General features: G+C 67.5%; 21 protein-coding genes. 16 read left to right on the forward strand and 5 right to left on the reverse strand.

What is annotated here, in order from left to right:
- Positions 1 to 42 precede the first annotated feature (42 nt).
- Positions 43 to 429 carry a phage holin family protein gene (locus ABD260_RS00075; RefSeq protein ID WP_344231184.1) on the reverse strand — a complete coding sequence of 129 codons (387 nt, stop codon included), beginning with the start codon at positions 427 to 429 and terminating at the stop codon, positions 43 to 45.
- A gap of 167 nt (positions 430 to 596) precedes the next feature.
- On the opposite strand from ABD260_RS00075, the gene ABD260_RS00080 reads away from it, so the two are divergent.
- From ABD260_RS00080 to ABD260_RS00115, 8 genes are read left to right on the forward strand one after another with little or no spacing between them, the layout of a single operon-like run.
- Complete coding sequence (locus ABD260_RS00080; RefSeq protein ID WP_344231185.1) at positions 597 to 1,712, forward strand: DUF4185 domain-containing protein; 1,116 nt, start codon at positions 597 to 599, stop codon at positions 1,710 to 1,712.
- The gene (locus ABD260_RS00085) at positions 1,709 to 2,416 is read left to right on the forward strand and encodes a FadR/GntR family transcriptional regulator (RefSeq protein WP_344231186.1); all 708 of its coding nucleotides are present in this window, start codon (positions 1,709 to 1,711) and stop codon (positions 2,414 to 2,416) included. Before ABD260_RS00080 ends, ABD260_RS00085 begins: the two co-directional genes overlap by 4 nt.
- Positions 2,417 to 2,435: 19 nt before the next feature.
- Complete coding sequence (locus ABD260_RS00090) at positions 2,436 to 3,719, forward strand: ABC transporter substrate-binding protein (protein ID WP_344231187.1); 1,284 nt, start codon at positions 2,436 to 2,438, stop codon at positions 3,717 to 3,719.
- Positions 3,716 to 4,603, forward strand: coding sequence for a carbohydrate ABC transporter permease (locus ABD260_RS00095; protein ID WP_344231188.1), 888 nt, complete (start codon positions 3,716 to 3,718; stop codon positions 4,601 to 4,603). Before ABD260_RS00090 ends, ABD260_RS00095 begins: the two co-directional genes overlap by 4 nt.
- The gene (locus tag ABD260_RS00100; RefSeq protein WP_344231189.1) at positions 4,590 to 5,399 is read left to right on the forward strand and encodes a carbohydrate ABC transporter permease; all 810 of its coding nucleotides are present in this window, start codon (positions 4,590 to 4,592) and stop codon (positions 5,397 to 5,399) included. Before ABD260_RS00095 ends, ABD260_RS00100 begins: the two co-directional genes overlap by 14 nt.
- A gap of 10 nt (positions 5,400 to 5,409) precedes the next feature.
- Positions 5,410 to 6,174, forward strand: coding sequence for an SDR family NAD(P)-dependent oxidoreductase (locus ABD260_RS00105; RefSeq protein WP_344231190.1), 765 nt, complete (start codon positions 5,410 to 5,412; stop codon positions 6,172 to 6,174).
- Positions 6,171 to 7,385, forward strand: a complete 1,215-nt coding sequence (locus ABD260_RS00110; RefSeq protein ID WP_344231191.1) for an enolase C-terminal domain-like protein — start codon at positions 6,171 to 6,173, stop codon at positions 7,383 to 7,385. The genes ABD260_RS00105 and ABD260_RS00110 overlap by 4 nt, the downstream gene beginning before the upstream one ends.
- The gene (locus tag ABD260_RS00115; RefSeq protein WP_344231192.1) at positions 7,382 to 9,415 is read left to right on the forward strand and encodes a glucosidase family protein; all 2,034 of its coding nucleotides are present in this window, start codon (positions 7,382 to 7,384) and stop codon (positions 9,413 to 9,415) included. The genes ABD260_RS00110 and ABD260_RS00115 overlap by 4 nt, the downstream gene beginning before the upstream one ends.
- Before the next feature lie 212 nt (positions 9,416 to 9,627).
- Here ABD260_RS00115 and ABD260_RS00120 read toward each other — a convergent pair whose 3' ends face one another.
- Entirely contained in the window at positions 9,628 to 10,296 is a 669-nt protein-coding gene (locus tag ABD260_RS00120) for a GntR family transcriptional regulator (protein ID WP_344231193.1), read from the reverse strand.
- A 182-nt stretch (positions 10,297 to 10,478) separates the two neighbouring features.
- On the opposite strand from ABD260_RS00120, the gene ABD260_RS00125 reads away from it, so the two are divergent.
- Positions 10,479 to 12,086, forward strand: a complete 1,608-nt coding sequence (locus tag ABD260_RS00125) for a phage tail tip lysozyme (protein WP_344231194.1) — start codon at positions 10,479 to 10,481, stop codon at positions 12,084 to 12,086.
- Between the two features lie 21 nt (positions 12,087 to 12,107).
- Positions 12,108 to 12,728, forward strand: a complete 621-nt coding sequence (locus tag ABD260_RS00130; protein ID WP_344231195.1) for a PEGA domain-containing protein — start codon at positions 12,108 to 12,110, stop codon at positions 12,726 to 12,728.
- Positions 12,729 to 12,758: 30 nt separating this feature from the next.
- Here the strand turns inward: ABD260_RS00130 and ABD260_RS00135 are convergent, their stop codons facing one another.
- Complete coding sequence (locus tag ABD260_RS00135) at positions 12,759 to 13,631, reverse strand: dimethylarginine dimethylaminohydrolase family protein (protein ID WP_344231196.1); 873 nt, start codon at positions 13,629 to 13,631, stop codon at positions 12,759 to 12,761.
- A 135-nt stretch (positions 13,632 to 13,766) separates the two neighbouring features.
- On the opposite strand from ABD260_RS00135, the gene hisC reads away from it, so the two are divergent.
- Complete coding sequence (hisC, locus tag ABD260_RS00140; RefSeq protein ID WP_344231197.1) at positions 13,767 to 14,846, forward strand: histidinol-phosphate transaminase; 1,080 nt, start codon at positions 13,767 to 13,769, stop codon at positions 14,844 to 14,846.
- Between the two features lie 75 nt (positions 14,847 to 14,921).
- The gene (locus ABD260_RS00145) at positions 14,922 to 15,632 is read left to right on the forward strand and encodes an SDR family NAD(P)-dependent oxidoreductase (protein ID WP_344231198.1); all 711 of its coding nucleotides are present in this window, start codon (positions 14,922 to 14,924) and stop codon (positions 15,630 to 15,632) included.
- Between the two features lie 246 nt (positions 15,633 to 15,878).
- Here ABD260_RS00145 and ABD260_RS00150 read toward each other — a convergent pair whose 3' ends face one another.
- Together ABD260_RS00150 and ABD260_RS00155 are read right to left on the reverse strand one after the other, a co-directional pair.
- Positions 15,879 to 16,472: a hypothetical protein gene (locus ABD260_RS00150; protein ID WP_344231199.1), complete on the reverse strand. Its 594-nt coding sequence runs from the start codon at positions 16,470 to 16,472 to the stop codon at positions 15,879 to 15,881.
- A gap of 481 nt (positions 16,473 to 16,953) precedes the next feature.
- On the reverse strand, positions 16,954 to 17,928 hold the full coding sequence (locus ABD260_RS00155; protein ID WP_344231200.1) for an EamA family transporter: 975 nt from the start codon (positions 17,926 to 17,928) through the stop codon (positions 16,954 to 16,956).
- Between the two features lie 445 nt (positions 17,929 to 18,373).
- Between ABD260_RS00155 and pdhA the strand changes: the two genes are divergently transcribed.
- The 4 genes from pdhA to ABD260_RS00175 all read left to right on the forward strand — a co-directional run bounded on the left by pdhA (position 18,374) and on the right by ABD260_RS00175 (position 23,085).
- Entirely contained in the window at positions 18,374 to 19,537 is a 1,164-nt protein-coding gene (pdhA, locus tag ABD260_RS00160) for a pyruvate dehydrogenase (acetyl-transferring) E1 component subunit alpha (protein WP_425553255.1), read from the forward strand.
- A 3-nt stretch (positions 19,538 to 19,540) separates the two neighbouring features.
- A complete protein-coding gene (locus ABD260_RS00165) occupies positions 19,541 to 20,518 on the forward strand; it encodes an alpha-ketoacid dehydrogenase subunit beta (protein WP_344231201.1) in 978 nt (325 codons plus the stop codon).
- Entirely contained in the window at positions 20,518 to 22,104 is a 1,587-nt protein-coding gene (locus ABD260_RS00170; protein ID WP_344231202.1) for a dihydrolipoamide acetyltransferase family protein, read from the forward strand. The genes ABD260_RS00165 and ABD260_RS00170 overlap by 1 nt, the downstream gene beginning before the upstream one ends.
- A gap of 150 nt (positions 22,105 to 22,254) precedes the next feature.
- On the forward strand, positions 22,255 to 23,085 hold the full coding sequence (locus tag ABD260_RS00175) for an EamA family transporter (protein ID WP_344231203.1): 831 nt from the start codon (positions 22,255 to 22,257) through the stop codon (positions 23,083 to 23,085).
- Positions 23,086 to 23,113 lie beyond the last annotated feature (28 nt).

The following is a 23,113-nucleotide window of genomic DNA, read 5'->3' on the forward strand; positions in this document are numbered from 1 at the left end:
CCCGGACAGCTGTCCGGGGTCCCCGTTTGCATGTCCGGAGCTTTAGTGCAGCTCGGCCTTCTCCGGGAGGATCGCGTTGATGATCATGCCGACGACGCTGATGATCAGTGCGCCCCACAGGGCCGGCCAGAAGCCGGCGACGTGGAACTGGACGTCCAGCTTGCCGGTGATCCAGGACGTCAGCCAGAGCATCACCGCGTTGATCACGAAGGTCAGCAGGCCGAGGGTGAGAATCAGCAGCGGGAAGGACAGCACCTTCACCACCGGCTTCACGATCGCGTTCACGACGCCGAAGATCGCGGCCACGATCAGCAGCGTCAGCACCCGGCGGCTCGTGGTCGCGCCCTCCAGGGTGATCCCGGACACCAGCCAGCTCGCCACGGCCAGCGCGATCGCGTTCGCCAGCAACCTGATGATCAAGTTCTTCATACCCTCGATCCTCCCACCTGAGCGGCAATACCACTCTCCGTACACACCCTGGTGGAACCCTGACTACCCCTCCCCTCCATCACTTTCGGTAAAGACAAAAGCACAGAAAGACGGAGAGGGGGAGAAAGTCTTGACACCGAAAATGACCAAGTGATCTGATCACTTTCATGAAGCGTCCCCTGGTTGCGGTTGTCGCGCTGTCTCTCACGGCAGTGGGCCTCGGTCTGCCTGCTGCCGCTGCCTCCCCGTCGAGCCCGTCGGACTGCAGCGCCGTCCAGACGAACTGGACCGCCAAGACCCAGCCACACGCCGCGCCCGAGGGGCTGCTGAACGCGTACAGCAACACCGGCAAGGGCTGGACCGGCGCGGACAGCACGTACTCCGTCCCGCTCTCCGGTGGGCGGACGGCGTGGATCTTCTCCGACACCTTCCTCGGCCCGGTGAACGCGGACGGCACCCGTCCGAAGACCGCGCCGTTCGTCAACAACTCGTTCGTCATCCAGCGCGGTACCCAGTTGAAGACGGTCACCGGCGGTACGGCGACCAACCCGACCGCACTTGTCCCGCCGCCCAGCAACGGCTGGTACTGGTTCGGTGCCGCGCAGACGAGCCACGCCGGCCAGGACCTCGACGTCGTCGCGCTGCGGTTCGAGAAGACCGGCACCGGCCAGTGGGACTGGCGCTGGGCCAGCAACTACCTCGCCCGGTTCGACAGCAAGACGTTCAAGCTGAAGAGCCTCACCCCGCTCCCGTCCGGCGCGAACGTGCAGTGGTCCGGCTGGCTGCTCCGCGACCGCGGCTACACCTACGTGTACGGCGTGGAGGACCTCGGTGCATCGAAGTACCAGCACGTGGCGCGCGTACGCGGTGACGACCTGACCGCGAAGAAGTGGGAGTACTGGACCGGCTCCGGCTGGTCGTCGAACGAGGCGGAGTCCACCCGCGTACTCGAAGGTGTCGCCAACGAGCACAGTGTCACCCGCTGGGGCGACGGCTACCTGATGGTCACGCACAACACCAAGGAGCTGTTCAGCAAGAGCGTCCTCGGGTACTTCTCCTGCTCGCCGACCGGACCGTGGGTGAAGCCGGTGGAGCTGTACCAGACCCCCGAGACCGGCGGGAACATCATCACCTACAACTCCCACGAGCACCCGGACCTGCGGAGCGGCAACTCGCTCCTGGTGAGCTACAACGTCAACAGCCTGGTCAGCGACGAGCTGTACGGCGACGTGAGCATCTACCGCCCGCGGTTCATCTCGGTCGCACTGGTCGCTGCCAAGTGAACGCATCGGGAGGCGTCGTACGCCGCAGTCTGCTGGACGACCTGGCGACCTCCATGCTCACGCTGATCGCTGAGCGGAAGTTGTCGCCGGGTGACCAGTTCGAGGCGGTGCGGTCGCTGGCGGAGCGGTTCAAGGTCGCCGTACCGACTGTCCGGGAGGCACTCCGCCGGCTGGAAGCGACCGGTGCGGTGGAGCTCCGGCACGGTTCAGGTGTGTACGTCGGACCGAACGTCGGCCGACTGGTACTGGCCAACCCGCTCGCACTGGAACCGACTGCCGACCGGCTGGTCGAGCTGCTCCAAGCGCGTGCGCTGATCGAGCCACCGGTCGCCGCACTGGCCGCCAGGACACGTGGCGAAGCGGCGCTGGAACAGATGGCGAAAGATCTCGCCACGGCGGCCGAGCTGATCGCATCCGGCGACCACGCGGAGCTGGCCGAGGTGAACATGGACTTCCACCGCTCGCTGGCCCTGGCGTCCGGCAACGCGACTCTGGCCGAGGTGGTCGAGTCCGTGACCGTCGTGAACGCCCGGGAACAGCTGGAGATCCTGCACATCCACGGCGACCGGCAGGCCGACCTGGACGAGCACCACGCGATCTACGAGGCGATCCGGTCCGGCGACGCCGACCTGGCCGAGCTACTCACCCGCGAGCACCTCGACGGCGTACTAGCCGTCATCAACGACAGGCTTCAGCACCCCTGAGCTGGAAGGACGCACCACAATGCAACGCATCACCAAAGGCAAGGCGTTCGTCGCCCTCGCGGTGGCCGGCGCGCTAGCGCTGTCCGCGTGTGGCGGTGGCGGCGCGAAGGGCGCCGCGAAGGGCGAGGACAAGCCGGTCGACTCGCTGAAGTTCTACAACGACAAGGGCGGCTGGAAGGACGCGTTCACCCAGGTCGGGGCGGCCAGCAAGAAGGACATCGGCGTCGGCATGGAGCCGGTCGGGTACTCGGACTCGAACACGTACACCGCGTTCATCCGGTCCTCGTTCCGGACCAAGGAGAAGGCCGACCTGTTCAGCTGGCACACCGGCAAGGAACTTCAGGATCTGGTGGACCAGAAGCTCGTTGCCGAGACCACCGATCAGTGGACCAAGGCGGTTGCCGACGGCAACGTACCGGAGCAGCTGAAGCAGTACTTCACGTACGACGGCAAGCAGTACTGCGTACCGCTGAACGCCGGCTACTGGGTGATGTACTACAACAAGGCCGTCTTCAAGAAGGCCGGGATCACCGAGACGCCGAAGAGCTGGGCCGAGCTGACCCAGGTGGCGGACAAGGTGAAGGCGATCGGCGTGAAGCCGTTCTACCAGACCAACATCCTGTTCTCGTTCGTCTGGTTCGAGACGCTGCTGGCCGGCAAGGACCCGGACCTGTACGACGCGCTCGCCCAGGGCAAGGCGAAGTACACCGACCCGGGTGTGGTCGAGGTGATGAACGAGTGGAAGAAGATGATCGACGCCGGGTACTTCAGTGACCCGGGCGCGAAGACCGAGCCGCAGGCGCAGCTGAAGAACGGCGACGTCGCGATGATCAACTTCGGTACCTGGTTCAGCGGCAATCTGAACACGCTGAAGATGAAGCCGGGCACCGACTACGACTTCTTCGTCATCCCGAACGTCAACCCGGGCCTGCCGAAGACGTCGATGATCTTCGAGACCGGACCGGTCTGCTCGGCCGCGGCCAGTGACCACGCGTCCACGGTGAAGAAGTGGACCGACTGGTGGCTCACTCCGCAGGCGCAGACCGCCTGGGCGAACTCCCGCGGCGACCTGTCGTTCAACCCGAAGGCAGAGGTCAAGGACCCGGGCCTTTCGAAGCTGAACAAGGACGTCGGCGGTGACGGGTACCGGCTGATCAACCGGTGGTTCGAGGCGACGCCGGTACCGGTCGCGACCAAGGCGCTGGAGGTGTTCGGCGCGTTCGTGACCAAGCCGGGTGACCCGATGCCGGGCCTGCAGAAGATCCAGGCCGAGGCGGACGCGTACTGGGCCAAGCAGAAGTGAGCAAGCGAGCAGCAGACCGCACCGGCGCCCGTCTGGCGCCGGTGTTCGGCCTGCCCGCCGCCGCGGTGGTGGCGGTCCTGCTGTACATCCCGTTCCTGTGGACGACGTACATCAGCTTCACCAACTACGACGGGCTCGCCTCACCTGTCTGGGCCGGTCTGGCCAACTACAAGGCGATGTTCAGCGACCCGGACCTGATCGGGGCACTGCTGAACACCCTGCTCTGGGTGGTCGGCCTGGTCACACTGCCGGTAGCACTCGGGCTGCTGGTCGCGGTACTGACCTACGGACACAAGTGGGGTACGTGGCTGCGGCTGCCGTTCCTGCTGCCGTACGCGATCTCCGGTGTGGCCGTTGGTGTCATCTGGGGCTTCGTACTGCAGCCGGACGGCGCACTGGGTCAGGTACTCGGGTTCTTCGGGCTACCGGGTGCACACACCGGCTGGTTGCAGGCAGGTCCTGGCAACACGCTGATGATGATCGTGGCGGTCACCTGGCAGGCAGCCGGCGTGAACGCGTTGCTGTTCGTCGTGGGACTGCAGTCCATCCCCGGCGAACCACTGGAGGCCGCACGGCTGGACGGCGCGGAGGGGTTCAGTCTGTTCCGGTACCACCTCTGGCCGCAGCTCCGGCCGATCACCACGGTGGTCATCGGGCTGTCCATCGTGGCCAGCCTGAAAACGTTCGACGTGGTGTGGGTGATGACCCAGGGCGGTCCCGGTACGTCGTCGGAGACGCTGGCGTTGTCGATGTACAAGGAGACGTTCGTGCTGAACGACTACGGTCAGGGCGCGGCGATCGCGCTGTTCCTCAGCGTGGTCACGTTCGCGGCGTCGATCCTCTACCTGCGCTACCAGTTGGGGGACTCGCGTGAACAAGGTTAAAACCGGCGTACTGCTCGTCCTCGGGCTGATCTGGCTGGCGCCGATCTACCTGTTGCTGGTGAACGCGTCGAAGAGCATCGACGGGTACGACGCCAAGACCGTGTGGAAACCGGCCGGGTTCTCGCTGTTCACCAACTTCGGCGACGCGTGGAACAAGGCCGCGCTCGGTCAGACCCTGGTCGCGACGACGATGTACAGCGTGATCGCCCCGGTGCTGGCGGTGCTGATCGGCGCGGCGGTCGGGTACGCGATCGTGGTCCTCCGGCTGAAGCACGGGTTCCTGTGGTTCGTGTTCATCTTCGGCGGGACGATCTTCCCGTTGCAGATGGTGCTGATGCCACTGTTCACCGGGTACGCGGACACCGGGTTGTACGACACCAGGGTCGGGATGATCATCGTGTACACCGCGATCAGCGTGCCGTTCTCGGCGTTCGTGATGCGCAACTTCTTCACCGGGATCGCGCGCAGTGTGTTCGAGGCCGCGGTGGTGGACGGCGGCGGACTGTTCCGGATCTTCCGCAGCATCTACCTGCCGATGGCGGGTTCCGCGCTGGCCGCGATCTTCATCCTGCAGGCCACGTTCATCTGGAACGACCTGCTGCTCGGACTGACCCTGAGCCAGTCCGACTCGGTGCGTCCGATCATGCCGGCGTTGACCGGTCTGCAGAGTACGTACGGTGGCGCGGCGCTGCCGACCGTACTGGCCGGCGGACTGCTCGTCTCGCTGCCCACCGTGGTCCTTTTCCTTGCCGCCCAACGCTTTTTCTCCCGGGGCCTCGCCCTGGGCCAGTTCTGAGAGGACGTATATGAGTAGCCGCACAGTCGTGGTCACCGGTGGTGCTGCCGGGATCGGACGGGGCGCTGTGGAACGGTTCGTAGCTGCTGGGGACAAGGTGTTCGCGCTCGACCGTGACCCTGGGTCACTGGCGGCACTGGCAGCTCTGGGCGATCAGGTGACCGGTGTGACAGTGGACGTGGCCGACCGGGCTGCCCTGGCCGCCGCGGCCGAGCAGATCGGGCCGATCGACGCACTGGTCTGTGCCGCGGGCATCCAGCGGTACGGAACCGTGGTGGACACGCCGAGCGCCGTGTACGACGAGGTGATGGCGGTGAACGTCGGCGGCGTGTTCTTCGCCTGCCAGGCGTTCGTACCGAAACTGCCCCGAGGCGGAAGCGTCGTAGTAGTGGCCTCGGTGCAGGCGTACGCAGCCCAGAGCAGCGTCGCGGCGTACTCGATGGGCAAGGGCGCACTGCTCAGCCTGGTCCGGGCGATGGCCGTCGACCACGCTCCGGACGGGATTCGCGTCAACGCGGTCTGCCCTGGTTCCGTGGACACTCCGATGCTCCGGACGTCCGCGGCACAGTTCGCCGGCGACCGTACGACCGACGAGGTGGTCGCGGAGTGGGGCCGGTCGCATCCACTCGGCCGCGTGGCCACACCGGAAGAAGTTGCCGAGGTCATCCAGTTCCTGTCCTCGCCGGCGGCGTCGTTCGTCACCGGTGCTGACGTGAAGGTGGACGGCGGCCTGACCGCCGGACTGCCCGTAGTACTGCCGGAGGACGCGAAGTGAAGATCGTCGACATCCGCGCCACCACGGTGACGATGCCGTTGGAGGCGCCACTGCGGCACAGTAACGGGGCGCACTGGGGACGCTTCGTCCGGACCGTGGTGGAAGTAGAGGCCGACAACGGATTGATCGGCTTGGGTGAAATGGGTGGTGGCGGCCAGAGCGCGGAGGCCGCGGTCACGGGCCTCAAGCCGTACCTGCTGGGGCATGACCCGGCTCGTACCGAGGCGCTGCGCTGGATGCTCGCCAACCCGACCGCCAGCCTGTACAACAACCGTACGCAGCTGCTGGCCGCGATCGAGTTCGCCTGCCTGGATCTGCAGGGGCGTGAGCTGGGCGTACCTGTGCATGAGCTGCTCGGCGGCAAGGTACGGGACAAGGTGCCGTTCGCGAGCTACCTGTTCTTCCGGCACCCGAACGAGGACGGCACTGGGGAGATCCGGACAGCTGAACAGCTGGTGGCGCATGCGCGCGAGCTGGTCGATCAGCACGGCTTCAGCGTGCACAAGCTCAAGGGGGGCGTGTTTCCGCCCGACTACGAGCGGGAGTGCTTCCGGGCGCTCGCCGAGGCGTTTCCCGGTCACCGGGTGCGTTTCGACCCGAACGGCGCGTTCAGTGTCGAGGAGGCGATCCGGTTCGCCAGGGGGATCGAGGACCTCGACAACGACTACCTGGAGGACCCGACCTGGGGTCTGAACGGGATGCGCCGGGTCCGTGAGAACACACCGATCCCGCTGGCCACCAACACCGTGGTGGTGAACTTCGAACAGCTCGCCGCCAACGTCCGCGACCCCGCCGTCGACGTGATCCTCCTGGACACCACGTTCTGGGGCGGGATCCGGCCGTGTATCAAGGCGGCCGGGGTCTGCGAGACGTTCCAGCTGGGCGTCGCGGTGCACTCGTCCGGTGAGCTGGGCATCCAGCTGGCGACGATGCTGCACCTGGGCGCCGTCGTACCGAACCTGTCCTTCGCCGCGGACGCGCACTACCACCACCTGCGCGACGACCTGATCGTCGGCGGCAAGGTGCCGTACGCCGACGGGGCGATCGCGGTACCCGAAGGACCGGGCCTCGGTGTGGAGCTGGATCGCGACAAGCTGGCCGAGTACGCCGAGCTGTTCCGCGAGCTCGGTCCCTACCCGTACGACCGCGACCCGGCCCGCCCGGACTGGTACCCCCTGCTCCCGAACACCGATTGGGCCGACCCGTCATGACGATCCCGACCAGCGCCGATCTGGCCAGCGACGTTCTCACCCATACGTACGACGACATGTTCAACCCGCCCGGGCTGACGAACTTCCTGGGTACGGCGCAGGTCGATCACGACGTGATGGCGATCCGCAGCGTGAACTTCCCGCCGTACTCGCACGGCGACACCATCACCGGACAGCTCTACGTGGACGGACGGCTCGCCCGCTCGTACGGGGGAACGGTGGAGGTGGTGTGGCGGCCGGACTGTGTCGTACGGTCCACCACTGTCGACGGACTGGACTTGCGGACGACCACTGCCTGCGCGCCGGGTCGCCCTGCCGTTGTCGTGCAGCTGGAGATCACCGGCGCACCAGGCCGTACTGTCCAGCTGGGTTTCGCGCTCGAGAGCACTGCGACTCGGTCAGACAGCGGCTGGTTGCGTCCGGAGCCTCCGTCCGAGCCGAACACGCTGTCCGCCCAGGGAGAGCGGGTAGTGGGCACAGGTGCTTCCGGCACCGCGGTCAGCCTGCAGGGCTTGGACGTGGCGGCGACGGTCGACCGGTCGATGCTGAAGGCAACAGTAGAGCTGGATGGGTCCGGCAAAGCGCAGTTGTCGTACGTACACGTGCTGTCCGGTTCGCTGGAAGAGGCGACCGAGCACTTCGACGTGTGCGTTGCCGACGTACCTGCCGTGATCACTGTGGCCGAGGGCGTGTGGGACATGGCCCTCGCCGATGCGTTCGACCCGAACGGTGACGGCTTCAGCGGTTCGCTGCCGGTGCTGGAGACGTCGAACGAGGCGTTGCAGAAGCTGTACTGGTGGGGTGTGCTCGGCGTCATCTGGTTCCGGCGCGACAACCCGGCCAGCGTGCTGGGGCGTACGTACGACACGCTGATGCCCAGGTACTGGCAGACGACCACCTTCATCTGGGACTACAGCCTGTCCTCGTTGACCCACTCGTTGCTCGACCCGGAACCGATGCGCAAGCACATCGAGCACTGGATCGACCTGGACATCCACAAGCACTTCGGTACCGAATGGCTCACCGGTGGACCGGTCGGCTACTGGTACTCGGTCAACGACTTCGCCATGACCCGGCTGGTACGGGACTACGTGCGCTTCACCGGCGATGAGTCGTTCCTGGACACCACGGTTGGTCCGAAGGCGGTCGGCGAACACGTACACGACTGGGCGACGGCGTGGCGCGGTCTGCGTGGTGAGCATGCGTTGGCCGACTACGGCGACATCGACAACTTGCTGGAGTGCGTGAGCAGCTACGTACACGAGGTAGCGAGCTTCAACGCGGCCAACGTGTGGTGCATGCGCGTAGCCGCTGAGATCGCGGACCGCTCCGGTGACTCGGACCGGGCCGCACAGCTCCGCAAGGAGGCGTCAGCACAGGCAGGTCATGTCAACGAGCTGTACGTCGAGGGCAAGGGCTTCTGGCACGCGCGGCAACCGGACGGCACGCTCGTACCGGTCCGGCACTGCTACGACTTCAACCTCATCGGTACGACCATCCCGGACGACCTGTCCGAGTCGCAGTGCGCGGAGATGGTGTCGTTCTTCCAGCATGAGCTGCAAACACCGACCTGGATGCGCGCACTGTCCCCGTACGACGCCAACGCGGGCTTCAGCGTGCGGCCGGATCACCAGTGGAACGGCGCGTACCCGGCGTGGCCCGCTGATGCGGCGCGTGCACTTTTCGCCCTTGGTCGTGGTGACGTGGCACTCGACTGGCTGCCCGGTCTCGCCAAGACCGCCAACCAAGGACCCTGTGGACAAGCGCACTTCGTCGAGGAGGCGCAACCGGCGATGGCGGGTGGAGCGCAGAAGTCGCCGCCGCAGTTCCCGTACCTGATCGACTGGTCCTGCTCGTCGTCCGGCGCCTGGGTCAGCCTGCTCCTGGAGGGCATCTTCGGCATTGAGGTAGCCCTGGACGGCACTGTCACCGCGAACCCCCAGGTAGCGGCCCTCGACCCCGACGCCCGCCTCACCGGCCTCCGCGTCGGCGATTCCACCTACACCATCACCGCCACCGGCCTCGCCTGACACCCCACCCCCCCCACAACCGTCTCAGGGGTCAACCCCGGAGGTGTTGGGTTGGCCCCTGAGATTCTGGGGGCCAAACCCACAAGCTCGGGGGTTGACCCCTCAGATGGGGCGTCAGGCGGAGGTGTCAGTTGGGCACGGGTGGGGCGTGGGGTGGGGCTTGGGGTGGCTGGGCGTGGCTTGGGGTGGCTTGGGGTGGCTTGGGGTGGGGTTCAGGTTGGGGGTGTGGTGATGGCTTCCAGGAGGGATTCTTCGGCGCCGGCCAGGTGGCGGCGGAGTTCCTCGACGCACTCGTCGAGTTCGCCGCGTTCCAGCAGGCGGATCAGCTTGCGGTGCGAGGCGACCTGCTGGCGGGCGTCCTGGCGGAGCGCGTCCACCCGCGCGAGCGCCAGCCGCGCCTCGCCGGTGACCGCGTCGGCGGTGGCGATCAGCCGCTCGCTGCCGGTCAGCGCGACCAGGCTGCGGTGGATGGCCAGGTGGGTCTCGGTCATCGCCTCCGGGTCCGCACCGTCCTTGGCGGTCGCGGCGAACACCCGCATCGCCTCCCGGACCCGCTCCCGGGCCGTCTCGTCGGCGTCGAACCAGGCCCGGATCCCGGCCGACTCCAGCACCATCCGGGCCCGGCAGATGTCGGCCACCGCGGCCGGGTGCAGGATCGCGACGCTGACCCCCTTGTTCGGCTCCCGGACCGCGAGGCCCTCGGTGACCAGCATGGTCATCGCCTCCCGGATCGTGCTCCGGGCGACCCCGAGTGCCTCTGCCAGCGGCTGCTCACGCAGCGGCGTACCGGGCTCCAGGTCACCGGCGAACAGGGCGGCGCGGAGCGCGTCGACCACCCGGTCCACCGTGGTCGAGCGGTCCACCCGCAGCCGTTCGTACATGGGGTGATTCTCGTCCAGACCCGGCCGGATGTCGCGTCCGACCCTCCTCCGGAGGCACCCGGCGGACCGGCCTGTGGATAACTCCCGGCATGATGACCCGGTTTTCGGGCAGCATTTTGCCTGGTGGCCGCCCCTCTCCGCGGATCGGCGCGGTGAGCCACCCGAGCAAGCGAGGAGCAGACGTGGCAGACAACAAAGGACCGCTGCTGGGCGGCGGGTGCCTGGTGACGCTGGGTCTGCCGCTGATCGTCGTGATCGTGATGATCCTCGGGGTGCTCGGCAACTGGAACGCCTCGGCCGCCAGCTGCGAGACCAGCGACGCCGGCGAGAGCAGCCCGTTCGCCTGGCCGACGGAGAAGAAAGAGATCTCCAAGCAGTGGTCCGACGAGAGCGGTGACAGCCACAAAGGCTACGACTTCGATGTGAAGGAAGGCAGCAAGGTCTTCGCCGCCGGCGACGGCAAGGTCGTCTCGATCGACAACAACGAGATCCAGATCGAGCACGGCGAAGGCATCCAGACCCGGTACCTGTACCTGAAGTCGATCTCGGTCACGGTCGGCAAGGACGTCAAGCGCGGCGACCAGATCGGCACCTCGGGCTCGCACGACGAGGACTCGCCCGGGATGACCGGTGCGCACCTGCACTTCGAGCTCTGGACCCAGCAGGACAACGGCAAGCTCGCCAGCGTCAAGCTCCCCGACAATCCGTTCGGCGACGCGAAGCCGGCCAGCTCCGGCTGCAGCTGCGCGAACCAGAACCTGACCGGCGCCAACAACGAGCAGCAGGCGTTCAACTACCTGGTCCAGAACGGCTACAGCAAAGAGCAAGCGGCCGGCATCGTCGGCAACATGATCGCCGAGTCGCAGGTCCAGCCGACCCTGCTGAACGACGGCACCCCGACCGGGACGCTGACCAGCCCGGCCGACGCCGTCAACACCGGCCGCGCCTGGGGGCTGGTGCAGTGGTATCCGGCCAGCAAGATGATCAATGCCGCCAGGGGCGCCAACATCGACGACGCCACCATCGGTTCGCTGGCGTTCCAGCTCGACTTCGTCCGCAAGCAGCTGATCGGGGAAGGGCCGCTGCCGGAGAAGGGGGCCGGTGACGCGGTCAAGGCGACGACGACCTACAACGACGCCGCGTACGCCTTCGGCCGGTACTTCGAACGGTTCAGCATGGATCCGAACGCCGCGGAGTACAACAACCGGAGAGCGAACGCCAAGCGGGTGTACGAGAAGTTCGCCGGCTCGGCGCCGGCGGGTGGGGCGGATGGCGGTGGCGGCTGTGGCGCCGGCAGCGGCAACATCGCCCAGGTCGCGAAGGGCCTGGCCTGGCCGCAGGACGGTCACGACGGCGTCGCGGCCAGTATCGCGAAGCCGGAGTACGTGGCCGCGATGGAGGAGTACAACGACGGCTCCAGCGGCGACGACCCGTACAGCGACTGTGGCCGTTTCGTCGCGACCGTGATGCACATGAGCGGCGCTGACAAGGACTACCCGAACGTGGGCACCGACGTCCAGCGGAACTACCTGGAGAGTTCGGGGAAGTACCTATCCTGGCACTCGATTCCTCCGGGCGGCATGCAGCCGGGTGACATCCTGAACGGACCGGGTCACACCTACCTGTACGTCGGTCCGTGGGGCGACGGCAACGGGTACAACTCGGCGTCCGCTTCGCTGCACGGCCACGTGCCGGAGGCGAGCAACCTGTACAGCGTCGGTGAGCAGTTCACGGTGTACCGGCTGAAGAACGCGCCGGCCCCGACGACGACCACCCCGAAGCCGAACTGACGAGAGGGACAGGAAACAGCCATGCTGGACGAGAACCGGCGGCCGTTGATGACCGTCGCGGCGGTCGTGGTGGTGCTGGCCGTGCTGATCGGCGGCTTCCTGCTGCTCCGCGGCGGCTCGGAGGCCAAGCTGTCCGTGCAGTCGATCCCGAACGACCTGACCCTCACCATCGACGGTCACCAGGTCGCCGCCAACGGGGACGTGAAGGTGAAGCCGGGGACGCACACCTTGGTCGGTGAGCGGCGCGGCTTCCGGACGTACACCACCACGATCACCGCCCGCAGCGGCGACAACCTGAGCTTCAAGATGTACCTGTACGCGAACAGCGCCGAGGGCCGTCAGTGGGGGCAGAACAACCCGTCGCAGGAACGCGAGCTCGAAGCCGAGGCCGGGCGCAAGTTCGACCAGACCCAGGCCCGGCTGCGGCAGAAGTACCCGATCATGGCGAAGCTGCCGTACATCGGGCCGGGCTTCGAGGTCGACTACACGAACTCGAAGACCGACCCGAAGAACCCGGAGGCGATCTCGGTCACCATCGACGTCTTCGGCCCGGACGGCCGGACCAAGGCTCTGCAGTGGATTCAGTTCAACGGCTGGGATCCGGCGAGCCTCGACATCATCTGGTCGACCAGTAAGCCCTAGTGTCCTGAGCCGAACGTCCGACTCAGGACACTAGACCGGAAGGATGAGTTCGCCGCCCGGGGTGGCGATCGGGGCGAGCGGGAAGTCCAGCGGGTTGGTCAGGCAGCGGGCCGAGCCGCCGCCCTTGTGGAACTCGGTCAGGTCGAGGACGACCACGCGCAGGCCGAGCCCGGTGAAGACCTCGTGCAGCCGCTCGGAGCAGGCCGGCATGATGATCGTCTCGCCGACCACCAGCGAGTTCGCGGTGAACGCGAACGCCTCCTCGTCGGTGAGCACGATCGGGTCCGGCACGATCCCGGCCAGCTCGGCCTGGCTCGCGGCGTCGAACGCCGGCGGGTAGATCATCGCGTGCGTACTGTCCACCGGGCAGAACGGCAGGTCGAGGTGGTACATCCCCTCGTGCGCGATCCGTAGCCCGCGGACCCGGATGTTCCATTCGGTCGCCAGGTGCTTGAGCGCCTCCGCCTCGGTGCGCGGGCCGTACCCGACGACCAGGCCGTCGCCGAACACGAACGCGTCCCCGGATTCGAAGTGCGGCCCGATCCCCTCGCCGCCGGTCCGGGCGAGTGCGAACCCGTGCCCGGTGAACCAGTCGGCCGCGCTCAGCGACTCCTTCCGGCGCGGCTCGAACCGCATGTGCGAAAGCATCGCGCGGCCGTCCGCGGCGGCCAGCCCGAGGTTCATCGCGTACACCATGTCCGGTGAGTCCGGGCGCTGGTCGAGCACCTCGACCGAGCCGCCGGCGTCGACGATCGCCTGCCGCAGCGACTCCCACTGCTTCAGTGCCAGCACCGGGTCGGGCTGGTCCTGGGTGGACATGTACGGATTGATCACGTAGTCGATCCGGAAGTGGTCCGGGCGGACCATCAGATACCGGCGACCCCACTCCAGCGGCTGACCCATGCGTACCCTCCCTGACCGTTGAGACCGGGTGTCCGATCCCCTGATTGTCCGACAATCAGTCAGTTTGAGGCTCGCCGTATCCGGAGTCAAACCCTGCTCTGGGCCGGGCCGTCCGGTAAGGACTAACCTGCGGGCATGACCCCTGACAACGAGGTTCGCTTTCGCGCGTGTCTGGACGATGTGCCGGCTTACAAGCCGGGCCGTCCGCCCGAGCGGTCCGACGGCCGGCCGACGTACAAGTTGTCCAGCAACGAGAACCCGTACCCGCCACTGCCCGGTGTGCTGGCCGCCGCCACCGAGGCGGCCGCGCAGATGAACCGCTACCCGGACATGGGTGCGGTCGACCTGCTCGAGGCGCTCTCGGCCCGGTTCGGCGTACCGGTGAGCGATCTCGCGGTCGGGACCGGATCGGTCGCGCTGCTGTACCACCTCCTCCAGGCGACGGTCACCGAAGGTGACGAGGTGGTGTACGCCTGGCGCTCCTTCGAGGCCTACCCGATCGCGGTCCAGCTGACCGGCGCGACCTCGGTGCAGGTACCGCTGACCGCGGAGGCACGGCACGATTTCAAGGCGATGGAAGCCGCGATCACGGATCGTACGAAGGTCGTGCTGGTGTGTACGCCGAACAACCCCACCGGTCCGGTCGTCCGCCGCGAGGAGCTGATCGCCTTCCTGGCCGCCGTACCGCCGCACGTGCTGGTCGTGGTCGATGAGGCGTACCGCGAGTTCGTCCGCGAAACCGATGTCGTCGACGGCGTCGAGCTGTACCGCGACCGGCCGAACGTGCTGGTGCTGCGGACCTTCTCGAAGGCGTACGGGCTGGCCGGCTTCCGGGTCGGGTACGCGATCGGGCACCCGCCGGTGGTCGCGGCGATCCGGAAGTGCGCGCTGCCGTTCGGGGTCAGCTACGTCGCGCAGGCGGCGGCGATCGCGTCGCTCGGGGTCGAGGACGAGCTGCTCGAGCGGGTCGACGCGCTGGTCGAGGAGCGGCGGCGGCTCGTCGGCGCGCTGACCGACGCCGGGTGGCAGGTGCCGGAGTCGGAGACCAACTTCGTCTGGCTCGAGCTGGGCGAGGACACGGTGGAGTTCGCGGCGGCGGTCCAGGCGGAGGGCGTGTCGGTGCGCCCGTTCCCGGGCGACGGCGTCCGCGTCACGATCGGCGAACGCGAAGCCAACGACCTGTTCCTCGAGGTCGCCCGCAACTGGCGCAAGTAGCCCCGGCTCGGCGGGGGTGGGCATTTCGATCGGTGCGGTGGGGGCTCCGCGGGGTGGTCGTGGGAGGGTCGGTGGATGAGCACTCTGGTGTGGATTTCCGGGGCTTCGGCTGGGATCGGGGCGGCGCTGGCCGCGGCGGTGCCGTTTCCGGGGGCGCGGGTGGTGGACATCTCACGTGGCGGCGGTACGGCGGAGCACTTCCGCGCCGACCTCTCCGAGCCGGCTGACTGGTCCCGGGTCGCGGATCATTTCGCCGCCGAGCTGGCCGCGTACGCGGGTGAGCGGGTGATCTTCATCCACAACGCCGGCACGGTGACGCCGATCGGCCCGGCCGCCGGCGCGGACCCAGCCGCGTACGCGCGGGCCGTACTGCTCAACTCGGCCGCCCCGCAGGTGCTCGGAGCAGCGTTCCTGCGGGCGTCCGCCCACCTGAGCTGCGAGCGGCACCTGATCATGCTGTCGTCCGGTGCCGCGAAGACGGCGTACGCGGGGTGGTCGTCGTACAACGCGGGCAAGGCGGCCGTCGAGCACTGGGTGCGTACGGTCGGCCAGGAGCAGCCCGCGGACGGATGCCGCGTGATCTCCGTCGCGCCCGGCGTGGTCGACACCGCGATGCAGTCGGCGATCCGCGCCACGGACGAGACCGACTTCCCGTCGGTGGCGCGCTTCCACGACCTCAAACGCTCCGGCGCACTGACCACCCCGGAGGCAGCGGCGGCCGGCATCTGGTCGCTGGTCGGCCGGGACCTCGCGAACGGCTCGACGGTCGACCTCCGCGATCTCTGACCGGACCACACAAAAGCACAAAAAGAAGGAGTGTGGGGGCCGATCTCTGACCGGACCACACAAAAGCAAAAAAGAAGGGGTGTGGGGGTCGGCCTCTGACCCGGCCAGGGACGCGAGGAGCACAAAAAACGGTGCCGGGAGAGTGAGGCTTTCTCCCGGCACCGCGGTGTTGCTGGTGTTGCTCCGAATCAGTCACCCCACCGAGGTGGCTCTTTCGGGTCCTGCATCATCACTGACCAGGGAGGGTCAGTTGTTCTGCGCGGAGTCCTGCTCGCAGGTCTTCAGCGTGTCGACGGAGTTGCCGTCGTTGCCCAGACCGAGGACACCGGACAGGTTCGTCAGCGGAACGTTGCCGCCGATACCGGTCGCGGACAGCTCGTTGTGGCAAGCCTGGAACGGGCCGACGTTGTTGCGGCTGACCGACAGGATGCCGTTGCCGTCCGCCTTGTACCACTTGCGGTTGTTCTGCTCGCTACCCTGCTCACAGGTCTTGACCGCGGTCACCGAGTTGCCGTTGTTGAAGAAGCCGACAACGCCGACCACGTCGCTCGCCGGCACGTTGCCGCCGATGCCGGTGCCGGAGCCGAACAGGTGGCAGGCCTGGAACGGGCCGATGTTGTTGTCGTCGATCGCAACCAGGTCGCCGTTCTTCTTCACGCCGTACCAGCCGTGGTTGCCGCCGTAGGCCTTGCTGGCCGCCGACGCCGCGTCCGCCAGGCCCATGTCCTGAGCCTTCTTCTGGGTGTCGTCGAGCACGTTCGCGCTCACAACGGTGGCCAGACCAAGGGTGGCGACGGTCGCCACTGCCGCGGCTGCGACGATCTTGCGAGTTACCTGCATTATGCCAGGTTTCCTTTCGGGTTTGACGGATTCGTCTTAGTGCTAACGACACCTGGCAGACCTGGTTACAAACTTTTTGGCCGATTTTTTCGGCGCCGATCTCGTCCATAGCCGACCGGTGATGAGTTGCCTGACGAAGCAATCAAACCCGTGCTGACCAGGCAACTTACCAGCAACGGGACGGTCGCCGGAGCGAGTGGAAACTGAGATGAAACGACCCGTAACCGACCGATCCGTACGTCGTTGAGTCAGCGCGGGTGACGGATACCCGGTGAATCGGAGGATTGTTTCGGTGGGCTCGGTGGCCGCCGAATTGGCAATAGCACGATTCGTCGGAATATGTTGGAACCATTGCCGGAGTTTCGCGCCGTGTTTTTTCGGGGCAGGGCGCGACCGGCGGCCAGACCCGCTGCCGCGCGCATCGGCAGCGGTGGGAGACCCGGACCCTTCGTGGGTCCGGGTCTTTCCTGTCTACGGGGTACTAAGCGCGCCGGCGCTCCGAGGTGACCACCAGCGCGACCCCGACGATGATCACGGCGCCGCCGAGCAGGATCTGCCAGGTCAGGCTCTCGTTCAGGATCAGCCACCCGAGCAGTACCGCCACCGCCGGGTTCACGTACGCGTACGTCCCGATCAGTGAGATCGGCGCATTCGCCAAGAGATATGAGTACGCGGTGTACGCCAGCAGCGAGCCGAACACCACCAGGTACGCGAGGCCGAACCAGCCGGATTGGTCTACTTGATCCAAGTGCAGTCGTCCCGGTTCGCCGCGGAGTACGCCGAGCAGGATCATCGCCGTGCCGCCGAACAGCATCTCGTACAACGCCGTCACCAGCGGGTCGCGGGGCAGCCCGAGCCGCGGCGCGAAGCGGGAGCCGGTCGCCCAGCAGATCGTGCCGAGCACCAGGATCGCCACCGACAGCGGCTTCGCGCTCGTGTTGCCACCTGACAACGCGAGCAGCGCGGCGCCGCCGAAGCCGATCAGTACGCCGCTCCAGGTCATCGCCCGCGGCCGCTCGCCGCCGCCGACGCGGAGCAGCATCAGCCACAGCGGGATCGCGGCGACCAGGAGTGCGGCCAGGCCGGACGGTACGGTCTGCTCCGCGACCGCCACCGCACCGTTGCCGAAGGCAAGCAGCAGTACGCCGACGGTGGCCGCGCCGACCGCCTCGCGGCGGGTGATCCGCAGCCGCCGCCACCCGGACTTCAGCGCCAGCCCGGTGGCCAGCAGGATGCCGGCAGTGAGGAACCGGCCGGCCATCCCGAGCATCGGCGGGATGTGCGCCTCCACCACCACCCGGATGGCCAGGTAGGTCGATCCCCAGACGATGTAGACGACCACGAGCGCGGTCCAGATCATCGCCCCGGAACCGGCCCGGGAGTCGGGGCCTGCGACGTGGGCCGGCGCGGACGCGGCCATCCGTACCTCCTCGATCATGTCAGGGGTGTTTTGCACGAACGATGCTTACGTTAGAACCCGCCAGATCGGCCGCGCAAGGTGGTTTCCGGCCATCGATGCGCTGATTCCCGCCAGGTCACGGAGCCGATCGGCCGACTCGGGCGTGCCGATCGAGACCTATTTGTGACACTTGTCGTCGGTGTACTGGATTTCTGTCACATGAGCGCGATGATGGGACCAGTGGGTGGACTGGTGTCTCATCCTGAGACCGGTTCCGGTACCGCCGTACGCACCAAAGTCCAGACAGTTAGCGGATCAGGCACCTGGTCTGTACGGTGTCCGGCAAGATGGGAGTGAGACCAGTGAGGAGGTCCACTGCCAGCAGTGCATCAGCCCCTGGATCCACGAGGACCTGCCTGCAGAAGCCGCACCCGGCTGAAGGGCCGGCCCCCGTGCAACGTTGCGGTCGCGGCGATCCCGCGCTCGAACCCGAGGAGTGCATGTGAGTGAGACGGTGCCGGGCCCTGCCCCGGAAGTGTTCGCGCCCCACAAGGCGCCGGTCAGTCCGCCCCAGGCCTCCGAGGAGGTCGAGTTCGTCCAGCTGCTGACGCCCGAAGGCGAGCGCGTCGAGCACCCGGACTACACGTTCGACCTGGACGACGAGGCGATCAAGGGCTTCTACCGGGACATGGTCCTGGTCCGCCGGATCGACGCCGAGGCGACCGCCCTGCAGCGCCAGGGCGAGCTCGGCCTGTGGGCGTCGCTGCTCGGTCAGGAGGCCGCGCAGATCGGCTCCGGCCGGGCGCTGAACCGCAAGGACATGGTCTTCCCGACGTACCGGGAACACGGTGTCGCGTGGTGCCAGGGGGTCAACCCGCTGAACCTGCTCGGCCTGTTCCGCGGCGTCGACCAGGGCGCCTGGGACCCGAAGGACAACAACTTCCACCTGTACACGATCGTGATCGGCGCCCAGACGCTGCACGCGACCGGGTACGCGATGGGTCAGCAGCGCGACCACGCGATCGGCGACGCCGAGAGCGGCGAGGCGACGATCGCGTACTTCGGCGACGGCGCCAGCAGCCAGGGCGACGTGAACGAGGCGTTCATCTGGGCCTCGGTGTTCAACGCGCCGGTGGTGTTCTTCTGCCAGAACAACCAGTGGGCGATCTCGGAGCCGATCGACCGGCAGACCCGGATTCCGCTGTACCAGCGCGCGGCCGGCTTCGGCTTCCCGGGCGTACGCGTCGACGGCAACGACGTGCTCGCGACGTACGCCGTCACCCAGCAGGCCCTGAAGCGCGCTCGCGAGGGCAGCGGACCGTCGCTGATCGAGGCGTACACCTATCGGATGGGTGCGCACACCACCTCCGACGACCCGACCAAGTACCGGCTGAACGAGGACCTGGAGCACTGGAAGCTCAAGGACCCGATCGAGCGCGTGCACGCGTACCTGACCCGGCACGCCGGCGTGGATCACGACTACTTCGAGGAGCTCGACGCCGAGGCGGACAAGATCGCCGCCGAGCTGCGGGCCGGCTGCCTGGCGCTGCCGGACCCGGTGCTCACCGACTTCTTCCAGAACGTGTACGTCGATGAGACGCCGCAACTGGCCGAGCAGCGCGAGCAGTTCGCCGCCTACGCCGCGTCGTTCGAAGGCGAGGGCTGAGCGATGACGAAGATCACTCTCGGCAAGGCCATCAACGCCGGTCTGCGGGCCGCGATGGAGAACGACCCGAAGGTGCTCGTGATGGGCGAGGACATCGGCAAGCTCGGCGGGGTCTTCCGGGTCACCGAAGGACTCCAGAAGGACTTCGGCGAGGACCGGGTGATCGACACCCCGCTGGCCGAGTCCGGCATCATCGGCACCGCGGTCGGGCTGGCCCTGCGCGGGTACCGGCCGGTCTGCGAGATCCAGTTCGACGGGTTCGTGTTCCCGGCGTACGACCAGATCATCAGCCAGGTCGCGAAGATGCACTACCGGTCGATGGGCCGGATCCGGATGCCCGTCGTCATCCGGATTCCGTACGGCGGCGGGATCGGCGCGGTCGAGCATCACTCCGAGTCGCCGGAGACGCTGTTCGCGCACGTCGCCGGGCTGAAGGTGGTCTCCTGCGGCGACCCGGTGGACGCGTACTGGATGATCCAGCAGGCGATCTCGTCCGACGACCCGGTGGTGTTCTTCGAGCCCAAGCGGCGGTACCACGAGAAGGCCGAGCTGGACGAGGCGACGCCGCCGGCGCAGCCGCTGCACCAGGCGAAGGTCGTGCGCGAAGGCACCGACGCGACGCTGTTCTGTTACGGCCCGATGGTGAAGACCTGTCTGCAGGCGGCCGAAGCCGCGGTCGAGGACGGGCGGAACCTGGAGGTCGTCGACCTGCGGACGATCTCGCCGCTGGACCTGGCGACGATCTTCGCGTCGGTGAAGAAGACCCGGCGGGCGCTGGTGGTGCACGAGGCGCCGCTGTCGCTCGGTACCGGCTCGGAGATCGCGGCGCGGGTGACCGAGGAGTGCTTCTACCACCTCGAGGCGCCGGTGCTGCGGGTGACCGGGTACGACACTCCGTACCCACCGTCGCGGATGGAGGACGACTACCTTCCGGACCTGGACCGGGTGCTGGACGGCGTCGACCGGGTGATGGGGTACTGATGGGCGTACAGCAGTTCCGGCTCCCCGATGTCGGGGAAGGCCTGGTCGAGGCCGAGATCGTCAGCTGGAAGGTCAAGCCCGGCGACACCGTGAAGCTCAACGACACCGTGGTGGAGATCGAAACCGCGAAGTCGCTGGTCGAACTTCCGGTGCCGTTCGCGGGCGTGATCACCGAGCTGTTGGTGCCCGAAGGGGAGACGGTCCCGGTCGGTACGCCGATCATCTCCGTGCAGACCGAGTCCGCCGGCGCGGAACCACTCGCCGACGACATGGTCCCCACCATCCCCGAACCCGAAAACGGCGGCCGCACCGCCGTCCTGGTCGGCTACGGCCCCAAAACCACCGACGCCAAACGCCGCCCCCGCAAGTCAGCCACCCCGGCAACCGCAGCCTCCGCCAGCCCGGCGCTGGCTCCGGCTGCGGGCGCGAGCACACCCCCGGCCGCAGCGAGTGCTGCCGCGCCCGCCTCAACTCCGGCGAGCACACCCCCGGCCGCAGCGGGTGCTGCCGCGCTCGCCTCAACTCCCGCTCCTCCGGCGGCGACTGGTGCGCCTGCACCGGCGGTGCCTGCGTCGGCCGTACCTGGATCGGGTGCGGCTGTGCCGGGGCACCCCGCCTCAACCGGCTTGTCTGCAAGCACAGCTGCAGTTACAGGTGCTGCAGCGGTTGCTGGGGGCAACGGGTTGGCGCACGTGTTGGCTAAGCCGCCGGTGCGGAAGTTGGCTAAGGAGTTGGGGGTTGATCTTGGGGCGGTGACTGCTACTGGGCCGGGTGGGGTGATCACCCGGGCGGACGTCGAGTCGTACGTGGCGGCTCCGGCGGAAGCTGCTCCGGCGTACGCGGCTGCGGCTGCTCCGGCGTACGCGCCTGCGCCTGCGGTGAGTGGGCTGGGTGATACGCGGGTGCCGGTCAAGGGTGTGCAGAAGGTGATGGCGCAGGCGATGGTTGCCAGTGCGTTCAGCGCGCCGCATGTGACCGAGTGGATCACCGTGGATGTCAGCGCCACGATGGAGCTGGTCGAGCGGTTGAAGAACGATCGCGCGTTCCGGGAACTGCGGGTTTCGCCGTTGCTGATTGTGGCGAAGGCGGTCACGCTGGCGGCGCGGCGTACGCCGATCATCAACGCTGCCTGGGACGAGCAGGCGCAGGAGATCGTGTACAAGGGCGCGGTGAACCTCGGGATCGCCGCGGCCACCCCGCGCGGACTGATCGTCCCGAACATCAAGGGCGCCGAATCGCTCACCCTGCCGGACCTGTGCCGCGCACTGAACGACCTCGTCGCGACGGCCCGCGAAGGCAAGACGCAGCCGGCTGACCAAGCGGGTGGTTCGTTCACGATCACCAACGTCGGCGTCTTCGGCGTCGACGCGGGGACGCCGATCATCAACCCGGGTGAGGCCGCGATCCTCGCGTTCGGGGCGGTCCGGAAGCAGCCGTGGGTGGTGGACGACGAGATCGTTCCGCGCTGGATCACCACCCTCGCGCTGTCCTTCGACCACCGCCTGATCGACGGCGAAAAGGGCTCCACCTTCCTCGCCGATGTCGCGAGCATCCTCGAGGATCCCGCCCGCGCCCTGATGTTCTGAACCACCAGCAGCACCGAAGGCCCGGGCACCCACCCGGGCCTTCGCGCTTCTCACCGGCTTTGCGGAAACAATCCTGCGCCCAGCGACGGAAAAGTTCCGGAAAGAAGCAGCCGACGGCATCCACCTGCTGGTCGGTGAGAAGGTGTTGGCGTGCTGGTGATCTTGGTGGTGCTCGGTGCGGCCGTCCTGCATGCCACGTGGAACGCGATGGCGCACGGGGCACCGGACCGGGTCGCCGGGCTCGCCTTGTTCGAGCTGGCGGCCGGCGTGATCGGTCTGGTCGCGGTGCTCGTGATGGGGCTGCCACCAGCCGGTACGTGGGGGTACATCATCGCGTCGGCGGTACTGCATCTCGCGTACTTGGGCGGTCTGCTCGCCTCGTACCAGCTGGGTCAGTTCAGCCAGATGTACCCGCTGGCGCGCGGTACGTCACCGTGGGTGGTCGCCGTCGTGTCGATCGTGATCCTGAACCAGCAGTTGGCGCTGATCGAGCTGGCCGGCGTACTGCTGATCTCCGGCGGCCTGATCGGTCTCGTCTTCATCGGCCGCCCTGGACGACGCCAGGCTCCCGCGCTGCTGGCAGCATTCGGTACGGGCCTGATGATCGCGTCGTACACCGTCGTCGACGGCGTGGCAGTGCACAAGATGCCGGTCGCGACGTACATGGGCTGGGTCTTCATGCTTCAAGGTTTCGCGGTCCCGATCGCGGTCCTGTGCTGGCGCGGACCGCGCGCGTTCGACCTGCCGCGCCCGGCCATCCTGTCCGGCCTGGCCGGCGGTGTCGTCTCGATGGCCGCCTACGGCCTCGTGCTCTGGGCGCAGACCCGCGGCACGCTCGCCGCCATCGCCGCCCTCCGCGAGACCAGCATCATCTTCGGCGCGATCATCGGCGCCCTGTTCTTCCACGAACGCTTCGGCCCGAAACGCGCCGCGGCGGCGGCTGTCGTGGTCGCGGGCATCGTGCTGATCACCTTGGGATAAGGCAAAGGAACGAGTGCTGGGATAAGGA

It is taken from the genome of Kribbella hippodromi, from assembly GCF_039531045.1.
Classification (GTDB): Bacteria; Actinomycetota; Actinomycetes; order Propionibacteriales; family Kribbellaceae; genus Kribbella; species Kribbella hippodromi.